This is a genomic window from Bacteroidota bacterium (genome assembly GCA_030706745.1).
GTDB lineage: Bacteria > Bacteroidota > Ignavibacteria > Palsa-1295 > Palsa-1295 > PALSA-1295.
In genome coordinates, this window is the sequence record JAUZNX010000001.1 from 235,617 (window position 1) to 251,772 (window position 16,156).

Consider the following 16,156-nt stretch of genomic DNA (forward strand, 5'->3'; position numbering starts at 1 on the left):
CTTCATCACAATTCAAAGATCACGCTACCAGGATGAGAGCGGCGTTCTTTCCCACGTGTTTGCTGCTACACAAATATAAAGGTAGTTCGCGTCATAAGCGGCATCGCCCGGCTGTCCACTTGCGGTTGAAGACGCTGGCACCGAAACCCAGTTCTTCATGTGCGAAACCCATGAGAGCACGCCTGAACCGTTCGTCGTCAGCGCTTGTCCGCTTGAGCCATCGGCGGCGGGTAGCGTGTAACTGACATCACTACTCTGCGCCGCAGCTTTGAACGAGGTAGAGTAAGCGCCTGAAAAAGTGGTCGAAGTATTCGGTGCATAGAACTTTAGCATTCGTGCTTGCCCATCGACGTTGCCGATCCACAGGTCTACATTCCCGAAATACGCCATGGACTGGCCATATTGGAAGTTGGTATAACGCGTAGCGGAGGTGTCTCCATTGAATCCGAAGCTATTGAAGCCGATACCTAAGTTTTGTCCCCCAGGAATCGCGGAGTATTTGTTGTAGCTGACATTATTTCTCCCGCCGCCTACGGCTGAATAATCCCCCGACGCAGAGTTGTAGGCACCCCCTGCATCGACAGCATAGTTTCCCGCATAGTTTCGATGTCCACCGCCGATAAATGAGTTTGTATAGTTGCCGAAGACTCCATAATTATTGCTGTCACCCCCCACGATAACGGAGTATGACCCATTGCCGTTATTTGCGAGCCCCCCGCCGATAAAGTCCCAATCATTGCAAGAATTGTAAGCCCCACCAACGATCGTTGAATAATATCTCGGTGCCGAATTGTTCGATCCGCCGCCGATGAACGAAGAGCCATATCCTTGCGGATATCCAGTCGTATTATTAAAGCCGCCAGCAATCACACTCGAGGGACCATAAATCCGATTTTGGTAACCACTTCCGATGAAGCTGTTATTGTGGAAAATCCAATTCTGAATTCCCCCAGCAATTGCGGAGCCATCAGTGTTTGGACCGCCATAGATGATGTTGTTGCTGCCACCGGCAATGACGGAATTACTGGCACTGTCCAAGTTGCTATTTCCTCCGTTGACATTCGAATAATCAGCAGTAGCCATATTGCTCCTTCCACCGGTAATCGATGTATAGTAACCGGTCGCTCTATTGTTACTTCCGCCTCCCACGAAAGAAGCAGATCCTCCCGCAATATTTACTGTTCCGCCAACCACAGCGGATAGGAAGCCCAAAGCTGTATCACCTGCTCCCCCTGTAACAGTAGCTTCATCGGATAACGCTCGATTGTGATCCCCACCCAGGACTGCAGACCATGAGCCTTTTGCCCAGTTATCGCGACCACCGGCGACCACTGCAAAGCCTGCGGTCAGTCCAGTGTCTCCACTGACATTACCAGCGCCTCCGCCAACAGTTCCGGAATTATCCTGAACGCGATTGGGATAAAGTCCGGTCGCATAGACGGTTATTCCACCGCCACCAGCAATCGTGGCACCGCTCACACCGCTTCGAACTGAGTTTGCACTATCGCCTCCAATGATGTTTACGCCGAACTGGTGGGGTTCAAAGCGCATGGCACGTCCTCCTCTCAGGTAGTTCGTATTTGAAGACCGCCAATTATTATAAACCCGTATTTCAAACGCCTCGCTGTCCGTCGTCCCGATAAAATTCGTCCCGGCCGCAGTGCCAGCATTTCCCGTGGTGCTCCACTTGTTGCCGAGGTCGCTTGCGAGGTTTGTCACCTGGGTTTCCGGAATATTACCCAGCGACATCACTCCGTTGACACTATTATAGCTCAGCGGCGCCATCGCCGAAATCGCGGCTCTGGCGCGCGCATCGGTGTAGTATCGGTTCGTCGAGCCTTCCGTGACCTGATCGCTGCCGTAATCGCCACTCTGCGCAACCACATCACCGGTCCTTCCAAAGACGCTTGTTACTGGAACGGTGAGTCCGGAAATATCGCTCGCGCTGATCGTCCCCCATGCGGGTGCGGCACTTGCCGAGCCGGTCCCCGTCTGAGTGAGAAATTTCTTGGTGCTCGAAGTATTACCCGCGAGACGAGCGCCTGTCGCATGGCCATTATCGATCGGTGTGCTACCATAAATCATGTCGCCGAGCGCTGTCATTGGGCTGATGTTATCGAAGCCTTCATGTTGAGCATTGGCACCCTTGCTCGTCACGGACGATTCGGAAGAAAGCAAAACAGTGTTGCTCGACGGATCGAGTTCAAAACTGAGACCGGGACCACTTACGAAATGTACGTCTGTGCCAACGCCGCTCAGACGCTGCCCATTGACCGTGATCGCGCTGACATAATCGGTTGCCATTTTGTTCGCACTGACCGAGCGATCGGCAATGGCGAGCGCGTACGGTGATGATCCAAGCGGCGCGAGGGGCCGCATCACTGGTGCGTCACCGATCTGTGTTCCAATCCAGAGCGGACGGCTCATCTCCGCCGCTGTGGGAAGTGGTGCGCCACCGCCGCCGAGAGTCAGGTTAAAGATTCCATTGGCCACGGGCGTGTTGTAACCCGCCGACCAAATTTCTTCCTTGCCGTCTGGATCGGCATAGAGATGCAAAATCACTAGATACTCCCCATCCGCAATTGGAATTCCAGTTGGCGACTGAATGGTACCTTGATAACTGATCGTATGCGGTATGTCCTGCGCACAGGCTGCCGTGCTTTGAATTACGGCGATTACTGCGACAAAGAATCCGATTCTTAAGAACGTACTCATAACTCAGGCGAATAGACGTGATTGTGAAGACGACGACTCCGGAGAGAGCCTAAAGTGCAAAGATACAATTATCCTTAATGAAAGTCAATAGGTGCGGGAGTTCAAATACATGTTCCGAGAGAATTGCCCTGAACCCGTCGTGAGTCTATCTGACTATTCTATATCAATGCAGTCAGAAAGTCCGTGAGCGATTGCTCTCGCGTAAGCTCCAACTTTTTCCGAATATTGAACCGATGATTCTCGACACCACGCTCCGAGATACACATGAGTCGCGCGGCTTCGAAGGACTTCATTCCCACGCGCAAAAGCTGGCACAACCGCAACTCCTGTTGTGTGAGTGTTGGGAATTTCTCGGCAAGCGATCTTCTGAACTCGGGATGGACTGAGGTGAATTGCGTTTCGAATTTGGTCCAGTCTATTTGTTCGCACGGCAGCGCCTTCAGTTTTTCTTTTACCTGACTTAGCGCCGCACCCGGATCGCCCACATTACGAATAACAACGCGCAACTCATCTCGAAATCGCGCCAGCAGATCGGTCTGCGCCGCGAGGTTCATCGTCTTGAGCGAAAGCTCCCGCGCAATGGCATCGGATTTCGTCTTGAGAAGCGCAATCTCCTGGAAGTGGATTTTCTTTTCAAGTGCCTTGTGGTAGCCAAGGAGTGCTTCGCGCGTTCTCCGGTCAAAATCCGTCTGCAATTCCCAAAGCCTGTAGCAAATATCGAATGCTTCCGCCTTGCGGTCCAGAGCTTTGTATGTCGCAGCGAGCCAGCGATAGAGGTACATTCGCTCATTGTCCAGCAGTTCACTGTCCCGTTCGAGTGGAGTGAGGAGAGTTTCAAGAGCTAGCGAGTTATTACCCATCTTGAGATGGACTTGACCCAAAAGTATTTGAGAGTTTGCGATGAAACGAGCATTGTCCTCTTCCATCGCTACCGCGAGTGCGGTACTCGCATACTCCAGAGCTGCTTCGTACTCTCCAAGTGCGAAATGTGAATCTGCAACCCAGAGCAGTGAAAGCACACGTATTGAAGACTGACGCTGGGTATTGGTCATCAATTCGGTAGCCTTCACAGCATATTGATGTGCTCGCTCCCATTGTTGAATGGAGGCTGCCCCAGAGCTGAGGAAGGAATACGTACTTGCAACCCAATTGAGCGAGCCCCGTTCACTCAAGATTCTTATTTGTTCGAGCCCATAATGTTCCGACTCTTCGATGCGGCCCATAAATTGGAATACCAATGCCATGGTGCCGTTTGCAAATGAAGCAGTCGATGAGAGACGATGCGCGAGTGAGATCGCCTCCTGGGAATATTCCAATGCTTCTGCGTAGCGTCCCATCAATGCATCATTCCGTCCCCGGATCGACATCACAAGGCTCCGCACTTCATCCGAAACCTCAGGCAGGTGTTCAATCGCAAACTCTAACTTCACGACGGATTCCGGAATATTTATTGCGGATGTGAGCAATGATGCTTCGATCGCCGCAACTCGCACCCTGGCCTCGATAGGACCTTCTGCAGCAGCCAGCCTCGCCTCCTCTATCATGGCGAGGTACCGCTCCACATCTCGGCCCACAAAATAGCAGCGAGCAGCGAGTAAATAGACTTTCGTTCGAGCTAAGAGATCCGAACCGCAAATCTCCAATAATCGCGGGACCGCTGCAGCGCAGCGGTCCATGTCGAGATCACGTTCGATCGACTCAATCGTTCGGTCGAACTCTTCCTTTCGGGTGAGAACCTCTTTCACGAAACTTCCCAAATCGGTATCTGTCTCATCGAATACTCCCTTCAATGAGTTAGTGCAGCCAATCAATTTGTACTGGCGGTGCACTTTGGTAGTGGAGCAATGCAGTTCCATTTACGCTTCCAGGACAGGATAGCACCCATGGTAGCGTTGACACAGGTGACCCCTGAAGTTGTTGCCATGGCGGCTGAAGGTTCTCGACATGTCCGCCACCACTTGCATCCATTACTCCCAAGTCGCCGCCAATTGTTCTTAATTGCACCCCAAGAATCCAAGAGTTGTCGGCTCCGCGCTCGGGAGACCATGTACCGTTCGAAGAATTGTACTGCAGGATATGACCATCATCAGTTCCAACGAGACCAGTCTCAACTCCCGAAGTCATCCGGAAATCGCAGCTTCTTATCGTGGCCGTGCCACCTGTTGGCAGTTGGTCATGTACCCAACCGTTGGCTGTAGATTTCCAGATTTCTCCTTCATCCCCAGCGACCCAACAAGCACCAGGAGTACCGTTATCATCAGTACCAATGCACTTCATGCACCGCATGGAATTCGAATTCGTATTCGATGACCAGCTGCCATTCGCGCCTGTCACGATAAAACCGATTCCGCCCGAGATCCACTCCGCACCTCCAATAAAAACGAAATCAGTTGCATCAAAGACTTTTACACCTCTGTAATCAATTTGGGAGAGCCCTTGATTGATTAGGAGGTTGGTGGCTGAATGATCGGGATTGACGCTGATGACAGTCCCATTGTCAGTGAATTTAAATACCGCGGCATTATCACCAACAGCGAAGCCTACTCCCTGTTTGAATGAGATGGCTCTCAGGATTTCACTAGTGCCGATCCAGATCTGTGTCCAACTATTGCCCCCATCGATGGTCTTTTCAATGGTGCCGTGGGTGCCGCAGCAATACCCTGTCAGCGAATCGTCCCAGCACATCCCAAGAATGTAGGTATGCGTATCAGCAGGATTGATCATCACTCCCGGAGGCATATCGGCTAGGTTTGCCACGGAGGATCTATACTGGTGAATGACATTTGGCAGGGTCTCCGGACACGGTCCAATAATAATCTCATCGAGGTAACCCTGGTATGTACCAAGTCCATTCGGCAGTCTTCCGATCCAGAGTGGCGCGGTGTTCATCGAGTCCGCCCGCAGGTTCGTGCCGCTGGCATGGCCTGCAACGGTGGTATCGAGGTAGAGGGTTACTCCGGCAGGCGATGCAGTCAGTGTGAGCAAATGCCACACGTTGTCGGCAACCGACTTCGTGGCTGTGATGTCCACGTTTGAACCGCTTGCCGTTATTGCTGCATGTGGATGTCCATGCTTCAAATCCAAACGATACCCAGGGACAGCATTATTAGCGGGACCCTTGCAGACAATACCCGCATCGTTTGTATCGCGGGTTCGCACCCACGCGCTAATCGTGAATGTGTTCGATAGTCGAAGATTCGCTGTGTCCGGAATACTCAGCGCGGTCGTTCCATTCAAATAGAGCGATTTATTCCTTTGACCGAAACGATTCTGGCCGTACCGCGCCGTGTCGGTTGCGGTCACCTGATGATGATACACGGAGGAATCCACCAGGCTCCCATCAAACGACAGATGCACGATTTCTATGCATAGCGGATGAGGGACTGGGCATCCTGTCAGAATCAGAAGACAGGGCGCAATCAGAAGCAGGACACCAATGAGACTGAGACGTAATTTCATAGGAGAACAGGGAAAGTTGTTATACAAATATACATTGATAATGAATCACTTTTAAGAAAAGAAGCGGCGGCGCCAACAATACTGGCGTCACCGCTTGCTTCGCTTACTTATCCAGGCAGCAACCCCATAGTTCAAGGGTGGCGGACTGGACCATCGTATCATCCTGCACGTTGAAGCTCAGGCGATGATCGGTGTTCATGTGCGCAAGTTCAGCGGGATCCAGCGTCCACGTTTTGATCGAGGGCTGCCCTGCGGCGAATGGCCAATGCGTGTAGACTGTCTCGCTGTAGCCCGGCACACTGACACCATTGCGGACGATCCCGATTGTATCGTTGCCGGCCATTGAATCCTTAAGAGACACTCCGGGGACATTTGCCTTCAGATTTACTGTAAGAATTGCACGAGTAATCTTGCAGCAATGACCTGGCGGCGTCCACTTGAACGTACACAGGAAGAATTTATCCTGGGACGGATCATTCAGTCCCATGCGTGGCGCTACGAGTGCGGCAGCGGAGAAATCTCCCGGGTAGATATTGTTCAATACGTTCTGCGGCCCGGCAGTGAACACAAGGTGCAGCGGATGCGGCTTTGGCATCGCGAATTCTGAAGATGGGGCGGTGACCGGAGTCGGAGCGACGGCCGGAGCGGCCAATGAAGTTGTCATAGAGTTGTTGAGCATCGAATGTTTACGGCGAAGAAAGATTATCTTTCGTTGCCAGGTTTAATTGCCTTCGATTATTATCGTTGAAAGGAGTCGGGTTCATGCTCCAGAGTAGGCGCCACCACCAATTATGATGGCGCCTTTCTCGGGAGGATCGTGTCTAATGGACGATCTTCAGGTTGGAGGTATACTGTGCTTCATCCGTGCGGAGCATGAGGAAGTATGCGCCGCTCGGCAAATCCGAGGCATTGAAGTTGACTTCGTGCAGGCCAGCCTCGAACGTCGCTGCAGTCATGATCGACTGGACGCTACGTCCCGATGCATCGAGGATTTCCAAATCCGCTCCATGCGTCAGTGTCGGAAGTACGAACCGTACTGTCCCTGTCGTACTCACGGGGTTTGGATAACTGCTCAGCAGCGATGGCGCAGAGTACACCGGCCGTTCTGAGTTATTCACGGCACTCGACGGGAGGCGATCCGTTAGGAATGCCTTACTATCGGTCAGCGTGTCGCCAGTTGCAGAGAGCGTCTTGAAGTCGATCGTGATCGATCCGGTGTCCGGTGTAGACACCGTGATATAGATTGGACGAAATACTTCGCCAGCATAGATCTGGACGTAGTCATCGGGCGCACATTGGTAGACATAGCTTCGTCCTGTGCGGTCTCTCGCCAATGAGATGCAGGTCTTTGCACTATCCTGCGGCGGTCCGACAGCGAGAATAGCCGCCTTTCCTTCGACACCGACAATCACGCGATCGATCGTGCCCCGTTGCGAATTGCCATTCGATACATAGATGGCGTGTGTTTGGACATGCATCGGACGATTTGTCGGACGCTCGCTCGCAATGGTGTCGCCACCCTTTGGAGCGTTCGCGAGTATCCGCTTGATGGTGCGAATATCCCACGACAAACCATCATCGAGTCGAACGCCCCGAATGTCGAAGCTATCCTTCGGCTCAGTGTACTGCGTCACGTTGATCTGAAGTCGCTGACCAGTTGGAGTCTGTATCGAATCGACTTCCCACGAGACATCAGCCGTCTGATTGGCCGCGAGCGGAATTGCGAGCAGGTCAGATTGCGCGCCTCCGGTAAGACGGATCGAGGAATCAGGCAGGACGGCGATCCCGTTGCCATGGCTTCCACCGCGGACCCACGCCGTATAGACCGGCGGCGGCCACTTAATAATGATCCCCAGCGAGTTCAAGGAAGAGCCGTTCGCTGTCAGCGTATTGAGATTGAAATGCAGGTCGATCGGACGCGCAACACTATCGGGGTTGCCGATCGAGAACGTCCCCGTATGCGTGACGGAATCGATAATATCCACGTTTTTATGTGCGACATTATTATCCGCGATCGGATTTTGGATTGCGTCCGTGACTTGCGCCTTCAAACGATCTTCCGGATTTTCATAGCGGACGTTGAAGCAGCAGTGACTTCTGCCGGCAGGTGGCGTCCATGGAATGTTGATGATGGTTGATCCTCCCGCGGGAATCGAGGGTGTTACAACATAGTATGGACTGGGCAGCACGCTCGGCCAGTTACCATCGGTGGCACCGGGATTGTTCGGATACAGATTCGCTGCTGACGCGGAAACCGGCATCCATGTTTGAATCGGGGTGATGTACACATAGAGATGTCCTGGACTCGACGCGACGCAGCCGCGATTGTTCAGTTGGACTCGCAGAACATTCGATGCCCCGCGCACAGGATTCTGATGCTCCATTCCTGTGGGATCGTTTACGGTATTCCACACGCCGGGAGCACCCCACGGCAGGGTTGGATTTGGCACTGGAAGGTTGGCGATATACCCCTGGGCCGGTCCTAACGGCTCGGTACCATCGTCCGTGGCGGTCCGCTGAATCCAAACATCATGGCACGGGTCGGTGCCGGCGCATGTCACGCTGATGGAATCGAGGAAGTTGCCGCCGTTGGATGGTCCGTTACCACCGTTCGAGGAGATCGACTTGAATTCCAGATAGTAATTACCGGGCAGCAACGATTGCGGGGCAAGGGTATAGTAGCGCCACGTCGAGTCATTATCCGAATAGGTGCCGAGCGATGTGACATTGTTCGTCACCGTGTCGACAATCAGCACTTCCATCATGTCAACGCCTGGATACCGGCCACGATGTGCGAAGGAAACGGTGACTGCAATTGGACCGGTTACTGTGAATGGCTGGTAGAGCGTCCCAACTTGCGTTGCGTTCAACTCAGCAAAGTAGAGACCAGCATACGCGGGAACGTTGCCATAGCCGCTTCGCCAGATTTCGATCTTCTGATCCGTTGCGGTGGTGCTCCAGCCCGGAATGTTACTTTCGTCTGTCTGCACAAAGGTCGTAGGAGCCTGCCCGTTGAGGATCTGCTCGAAACCGGTATTCGTAAGCTGCACATCTTTACAGGGATCGACCGTGGCACATGTGACGGTGATCGAATCGAGGAAATTACCTCCATCCGCCGGCCCCGCACCACTATTCGATGAGATGGACTTGAATTGCAGCGTCCATGCTCCAAGCAGATTATACGGAATCGCAAACGGTGCGGTGGTATAGTACCGCCAGGCCGTCCTGTTATCATAGTAGGTTCCGAGCACAGTGGGGTTACCGGTAGGATCGAGGAGAAGGACTTCCATTGTGTCCATTCCAGTGTACCGTCCACGGTGCGCGAAGGAAATCACGACCGAAATTGGAGCGATTGCGGTGAAGGGTTGATAGAGTGTGCCGACCTGCGTGGCATTCAGCTCCGCGAAGTAATTACCAGAATATGCTGAGATGTTGTCGTATCCACTCTTCCATATCTCGATGTTCTGGTCGGACGCCGTTGTCTTCCAATATGGAATATTGTTTTGGTTCGTTTGAACGAAGCCAACATTATTCACGATGTTCGCTACGGTCGAGTTCGGGAGTTCCTCGAAACTCGTGTTGCCCAGGAGTACGCTCTCGCATGGACTGTGCACGCACGTATCGGTGCTTTGCGCATGCGCTATGATAGCCATGCTCAACCAAAGAAGCGCGAAGAGCGCACGCAATGCTCCGCGGTGCTTTCGCGATTGCAGGGATGGTCCGGCAGAGACTCTGGGACCCTGTTTGAAGAGTGTCGAATACATTTTTGTTTTTGTTGATTGGTTGTGTTACATTCGCCGTCAGGACGTCTTCTGTCCCCGACGACGCACAAAAATGGCCGTTTGGGGCTCCAATTCATTACACAGATGAGTACACAGAAGGACTTGCTGACAGAATAACTGCTCGCTCCGGGACGGATTGAGCACTCGCATCCAAGATTGTGCGTTACTCCTCGCGCATGTGGGCAAATGTGATCGGGCAATCGCGCGTCAAGCGGATTATCGCGAATGCGATTGAATCCGGCAAACTTCCGGGCGCGTATCTGTTTTCGGGACCCGAAGGCGTCGGGAAGGATGCCGCCGCGCTGGAGCTGGCGAAGGCGCTGAATTGTATTAATCCGACTGAGTCAGGCGCTTGCGATGAGTGCGAAAGCTGCGTCGGGATTCAGTCCCTGGCCTCGAACACAGTCCACTTCCTCCACGCGCTGCCGAAGAAGGAAAGTTCGGGTGATGAAGAAGTCGATCTCAAGGATATCGATGTCATCCGCGAACAGCTTGCCGCAAAATCCGCCGACCCGTATCACAACTTGGAGATTCCGCGCGCAACTGCGATTCAGATTGCTCAGATCCGCGAGCTGCGCACGGCGCTCTCTCGCTCGTTTACTGGCGGACAAAAGCGTGTCGTCATCATCAGTGAGGCGGACATGATGAACGTGCAATCGCAAAACGCATTTCTCAAAACACTGGAGGAGCCGCACGCAAACACGCTAATTATCCTCACCAGCTCGAACGCGCACAGACTGTTGCCAACCATTCACTCGCGCTGCCAGGATGTCCGGTTCGATGCACTTGCTGCGGAAGAAATTGCCCGCGCGCTCATTGAGCGCGAAGAGTTACCGCACGAAGAAGCGGAGTTTCTTTCTCGATTGGCAAACGGCAGTTATTCCGGCGCACGCGCGATGATCGGTGAGGACGTGAAGGAAATGCGGAATCAGATCGTCGATTTTTTGCGGATGGGGCTTTCCAAAAGCCGATTGCGTGCCGCGCAACAGATCGATCTTTTCCTTCCACGTTCTGGTGGTGGCAAATTCTTGGAGCGTCGTCAGGCGACCGAACAGAGACTGGCTTTGCTTGCGCTCTGGTTACGTGATGCGCTCGCGCTTACAACGAAAGCCGAAGCGCAGATCGTCAATCTTGATCAGATGGATGCGCTTGTCCGTTTTGTTGGCCGCTTTGGCGATCCTCGCGGCATTGTCCTGGCGCTTGCAGCAGTCGATCGCGCGATGCACCTCGTCCGGTTGCAGCTTCAGCTTCGTCCGGTGATGATGCAACTCGTGGTGGAGTTGGAAGAGGCGCTTGTGACTATTGGATAGCAAATACTGCGAGCTGTTACAGAATCATGCTAAGCAGGACTGGACTTGTGGGATTCGAAATATCATACTGCGCAATTCCCCGAACTGTATGAACGAGCAGCGTAGTTTGCGGAGTCAGGTCCATGTGATATCCTTGAATGCTACCGATCGTCGCAATGAGTACCGGACGCATTGGATCACTGAGGCTGAATATTTGCAAACCTACGGCACCATCGAGAACGTAGAGGATATTTCCGGTGATTGCGATATCCTGTGGATCAGTTAGAGGAACCTCCGATTGCAGCGTTACCAAAGTATCGGAGAATGATTCAACATCAAGCGCATTGACGGTATCTTCCGCTTGAGCACAGAAATACATGTTACCTCCGGGATACGTCGTGTGCCGCAACATGTAAATGACCCCCGGACGATAGGCGACGTGGCGGGGACAACCATTCAGAGCAATGTCCCGTCCATTTTGGATTTCTGTACCTAATGAATCGACACGATATCCCCAATAGAGAAATGAGTACCCCTCCGACGGTTGAGTGCTATCGACGAATGCCGTATCACCTCCGAAAGAATGGTAGCCCCCATGTGGAACGGGATTCGAAGGTTCAGTAAGGGAAAATGCGAGGGAATCGGTAAACAGGAATAAGCCATTCGTGACAAAATCATAGAGATGCCGATAACTATTGCAACCTGTCAGTTGCCCGGGCTCTGTTGAACTCAGGCAACCGGCGCAAAATGCCAAGTGCGCAATCGCAATTGCAAGCTTGAATTTCGGTCGCATCATCCTAATGGTGAGATCGGTACAATGACAAGCGTATCATGCCATCCGATGACAGCTCCGCTATTGTGATAATCGCTCATTGTGCGTGGCGGCGCTGGCACTCGTAGCACATTTTGTAACCGCTTCGAGATCTTTGGACTGGATGGATCGGAAATATCGAGCACGACCAAATCAGTCGAGTTATTGATGTAGAAGTATCCATGATTAACCGACCCATCAAGAGAGCCCGGCGCCGCGATGTAAGCGACGCCTCGCGGAGAAGACGACGAGGTGTTATCAATAACGTACCAACCTTTATACGGATCGCTTATGAACAGGAAGTGTTCATAAGTGACAACCTTTCCGGGATGAACTACGGGCTTTGGAGGCTGGATCGTTACGGAGTGTCGGAGTGAATCCCACGAAATGACATCAGGTGCTGATTCGACAACACGATAGTTTGTGCTACAGGCGCTAAGCAATAGCGTGCCCGAGACCAACAGTAGACATAAGCTGATATTCATTGTGACTCTTGAAAAACACATTGAAAAGGCAGAAGTTACAATCACTCTTCTGCCTTCACGATTTATTGTCCTAAACATTGGCTGCTCCGCTCACCGCTGGATGACTATACTTCGAGTCACTATTAACCCGCCACCCGCGATGCGGAGGTGATAAAAGCCGTCCGGGAGTTGAGAGACATCAAAGCGGAGTGTAGTGCTATGCCCGTCCGATTCATGAGTCATAGAATCTGGCGCAGACAATGCGATCGAGCGGCCAAGCATATCATACATCTCGACAGCAACTCCCGAAAGCCCTGAACCCGAAACCTGAATTTCGTTTCGCGCCGGATTCGGTGCAATGCGATCGATGTAGAACGTACCGGTCCGCAATTGATCCTGAATGAGGCGATCGGTGCAAGCAAAAACGTATCGCACACTGGAAGCCGATTGCTCCAGGGATTGCGGACAGACTCCAGAGGCAGTGCACGTATCCTCCGAAGAGATCACCGAAAGCAACAGCGGAGTCGAATCCTTACTCGCAAGAAACATTTGGTATACGATTGAAGCAACAACTCCGGCGTTGCCGCTCAACTGGAGCGTCACGTAATCGATCGTTCCATCCGCGGTGGTGCTATCGAGTTGAAGGCCCGAGCCACCAGCATACCGAAGAAGATCGCCATCGTGCGCAATCGAAATATGAAGCTTCGTGAGACACGCCGCTACGCCTCGGACAAGACGAATCGGGAATGCAATCGTATCCTCGGCCCGTGCAGTTCTTCCGCTGTCCGGAAGCATCTCGAGCTGTACCGAAGGCGATTTGGCAATCGTATGGACCGAGAAGATCGCTGAGTCGATTCCCCCGCCAAGTGTTGCGCCGCAGGAATCCGTAAAGTAGTACGCGACATGATAATCCTTCGCGGAGCCATCCGTAACGAGCGTGTCTCCGATGCGCTGTGTCTCGTTCGGCGCAAGCACGATCGTATCCGGAATCCCGTGAAAGCCGCTGGACGTAATGGAGTGTGCAACGATCGCTTGCGTCCGAGGCAAGTGATTCGTAAATTGGATCTGTCGCACACAACTCATGCCCGAATCGGCACAGATTGTTGTGTCACTCTGGGATGAAATCGTAACCAGCGGAGACTGCCATCGAACCGCGACCGGTTTCGAGCGCGCCGAGCAGCCATTAGAATCGGTGACAAGCACTGAATACAATCCGGTATCAGAGACAACAATCGACGACGTATTCGCGCCGTTGCTCCACAGATATGAATTGCCACCTGTAGCCGCAATTGTCGCTGCCTGGTTAGCGCAATCTAGCGTGATGGTATCCGAAGGTGCGATCCCTGCAATCGGCAAGGGATTGAGAATAACCTGGACCGACGCGGTGTCTGTACAACCTGCTGCTTTCGAGACGATCACAGAGTACTGCCCTGAGTCACCGATCGTTATCGAGTCTTGAGCGACCTGAATATCAGATCCGTCTTTCAACCACATGAACTGCACACCAGCGTCTGTCGATGATGCATGGATCGTGGCACTATCACCAGCGCATAGTCTTATTGGGCTATTGGCTGTGATCTGCACTTTGGGTTTCGCCGTTACCGACGCAGTAACGATTGCCGTGTCCGCACAGCCATTGGTCGTGGAAACTACAACACTGTAGAGTCCGGACTCGGAGATGACAAGCGAGTCCGAGGCAACTCCCATATCCACACCGTCCTTCAGCCACTTATGCACGAGTCCGATCGGCCGCGCGATGATGGTGCGTGTTTCGCCATCGCAGAATTCCAGCGGACCACTTGTATCGAGCTGCAAGACGGGAGGAATACACTCGCTGACATGGAATATATTTGCGGCAGCCTGCGAAAGCACCCAGCCCGGTTCAGCAGCAAATGTGTCCGCGCTCGGTGAAGGAACCTGTTGCGCAGCCGCTAAAAGATATAGTGTGTCGCTTCCTGGTAGCGTAATCTTCCGACTCCAATTCGTAGCATAACCCGTGATGGTCGCAATCAACGACCAGGTATCGGACAGAGGCTTGAGATAGAGCTGAATATCTTTGCCATTGCCAGTCCCGGTGATCGTAAACGTGCGATTCACCTCGTGCGAGGTATCGGTTGAGGGCCCTGCGTATCGCGTGGCATCGTTTGGTGACACGGTAATCGAGGAGACTACAAGTCCATCAAGACGCACACGACCAGCACCGCCATTGCCTCCATCCTGTCCGCTATGTTGCGGAACACCCTGTCCACCGCTTCCGCCATGAACATCCTCGCTCGGCGCTGAGAGTGAAATCTTACTTCCGAGTATAATCGCACCACCGCTTCCGCCACCGCCGGCCCCGTCCGAAAAGGAGCTTGTATCATCGCTGCCGATCGCGCCTTTGGCGATCAATCCCGAGATAGCGATACTTCTGGCATTGATCGCCAAGCATCCGCCACCTCCGCCGCCATTTCCCGCGCCAACTTCCCCGCCATTGTCATTTCCACCACCACCGCCCGAGCCTCCAGCCATCGGGACAAGCTCCAGATTTCCATTGACATAACCACCAGAGGGAAAGCCCTGCCAAAATCCTCCACTGGATCCGGCCGTTGCGAATCCGCCGCCACCACCACCGCCTTGAACCGGTGGCACGCAGCACTCGGGTCCGCCGGATCCGCCACCGTATCCTGGAAATCCCCCTCCATAGTCCCCGGCGCCACCAGCCGCTCCGCCAGTCCCGAAGGCATGGCCCGTCCCGCCTCCGCCACCTTCATTGGCGCCGCTGGATACGCCACCCGGCGCAAAATTGAGGCTATTCTGAAGCGGACCCGTCCCAATACCTGCCGGACGATCGCCGCACCCGGATTGCCAGTCCGCGTCGCCCCCGCCGCCGGTAAATCCATTACCGCCTCGCGTGCCACACGTGAGCCCATTACCGCCGCCGCCACCGCCGGGACCGGCATCGACGCCATTCGCACTTGCATCGAGTTGCGCACTGGGAATAGTACGAACTGGTCCAAGACTAATCAGGGTAAACGGCAAATAGCCTTGAATGCCCGGCATCGTAGGATCGCAATCCGAAGTGCTGACACCATACATCCCGCTGCCGGTCAATATCATACTATCGACGATCATGGCCCCGCGACGTGAACGAAAGCCATACGCGCCACCCGAACCGAGCAAGCCAGCCGTGGAAAGCACTCCAAGCGATTGCGGCTTTACGATATAGAATGTATCCGTATTTGATTGTGAGCCGCCAACGATCACGCAAATGGGAATCTTGATCCCCAACCTCCAATCGGTTGCATTGGCCTGTACCCAGGGCATAACGAATACCTGAGTGGCTATCATCCGGCCATTCCAGCTTACAACGCAGGGTCCGAACTTGACACGGTTCGTATCCGAGGGATTCTTGCAGATGACCTGGACCCGATCGCCCGGATTATTGGCATAAATGCTATCCGTTCCGAAGTTTCCGAATGCTTTGTTCGGCCCGATGATCTCGATGTACGTGTTCATGCCGGGCGTGCCGATGTCCGGAAGCAGATAGGTAATCGCCTGAGCGGAAGATGTGGATGGCCGAAGCGAGACAAGTGCGAGAACTGCCAAGCAGAGCGCACGAACGCGATTTGCGCTCCGTTGGCGCCATCGCTCGAG

9 protein-coding genes are annotated in these 16,156 nt (G+C 53.4%); 1 reads left to right on the forward strand and 8 read right to left on the reverse strand.

Annotated features, from left to right (window positions below):
* Positions 1-24 precede the first annotated feature (24 nt).
* The 5 genes from Q8902_01120 to Q8902_01140 all read right to left on the reverse strand — a co-directional run bounded on the left by Q8902_01120 (position 25) and on the right by Q8902_01140 (position 9,827).
* Positions 25-2,715 carry a hypothetical protein gene (locus Q8902_01120; protein MDP4198155.1) on the reverse strand — a complete coding sequence of 897 codons (2,691 nt, stop codon included), beginning with the start codon at positions 2,713-2,715 and terminating at the stop codon, positions 25-27.
* 158 nt (positions 2,716-2,873) lie between these two features.
* Entirely contained in the window at positions 2,874-4,460 is a 1,587-nt protein-coding gene (locus tag Q8902_01125; GenBank protein MDP4198156.1) for a tetratricopeptide repeat protein, read from the reverse strand.
* Between the two features lie 49 nt (positions 4,461-4,509).
* Complete coding sequence (locus Q8902_01130; protein MDP4198157.1) at positions 4,510-6,174, reverse strand: LamG-like jellyroll fold domain-containing protein; 1,665 nt, start codon at positions 6,172-6,174, stop codon at positions 4,510-4,512.
* Between the two features lie 103 nt (positions 6,175-6,277).
* The gene (locus Q8902_01135) at positions 6,278-6,838 is read right to left on the reverse strand and encodes a hypothetical protein (GenBank protein MDP4198158.1); all 561 of its coding nucleotides are present in this window, start codon (positions 6,836-6,838) and stop codon (positions 6,278-6,280) included.
* A gap of 157 nt (positions 6,839-6,995) precedes the next feature.
* Positions 6,996-9,827: a T9SS type A sorting domain-containing protein gene (locus tag Q8902_01140; protein ID MDP4198159.1), complete on the reverse strand. Its 2,832-nt coding sequence runs from the start codon at positions 9,825-9,827 to the stop codon at positions 6,996-6,998.
* A 287-nt stretch (positions 9,828-10,114) separates the two neighbouring features.
* Here Q8902_01140 and Q8902_01145 point away from each other — a divergent pair, with 287 nt between their 5' ends.
* A complete protein-coding gene (locus tag Q8902_01145; GenBank protein MDP4198160.1) occupies positions 10,115-11,266 on the forward strand; it encodes an AAA family ATPase in 1,152 nt (383 codons plus the stop codon).
* Positions 11,267-11,282: 16 nt separating this feature from the next.
* On the opposite strand, the gene Q8902_01150 is transcribed toward Q8902_01145, so the two are convergent.
* The 3 genes from Q8902_01150 to Q8902_01160 all read right to left on the reverse strand — a co-directional run bounded on the left by Q8902_01150 (position 11,283) and on the right by Q8902_01160 (position 16,108).
* Positions 11,283-12,041 carry a hypothetical protein gene (locus Q8902_01150; protein MDP4198161.1) on the reverse strand — a complete coding sequence of 253 codons (759 nt, stop codon included), beginning with the start codon at positions 12,039-12,041 and terminating at the stop codon, positions 11,283-11,285.
* Entirely contained in the window at positions 12,038-12,541 is a 504-nt protein-coding gene (locus Q8902_01155) for a hypothetical protein (GenBank protein MDP4198162.1), read from the reverse strand. Before Q8902_01155 ends, Q8902_01150 begins: the two co-directional genes overlap by 4 nt.
* 90 nt (positions 12,542-12,631) lie before the next feature.
* Positions 12,632-16,108: a T9SS type A sorting domain-containing protein gene (locus Q8902_01160; GenBank protein MDP4198163.1), complete on the reverse strand. Its 3,477-nt coding sequence runs from the start codon at positions 16,106-16,108 to the stop codon at positions 12,632-12,634.
* Positions 16,109-16,156 lie beyond the last annotated feature (48 nt).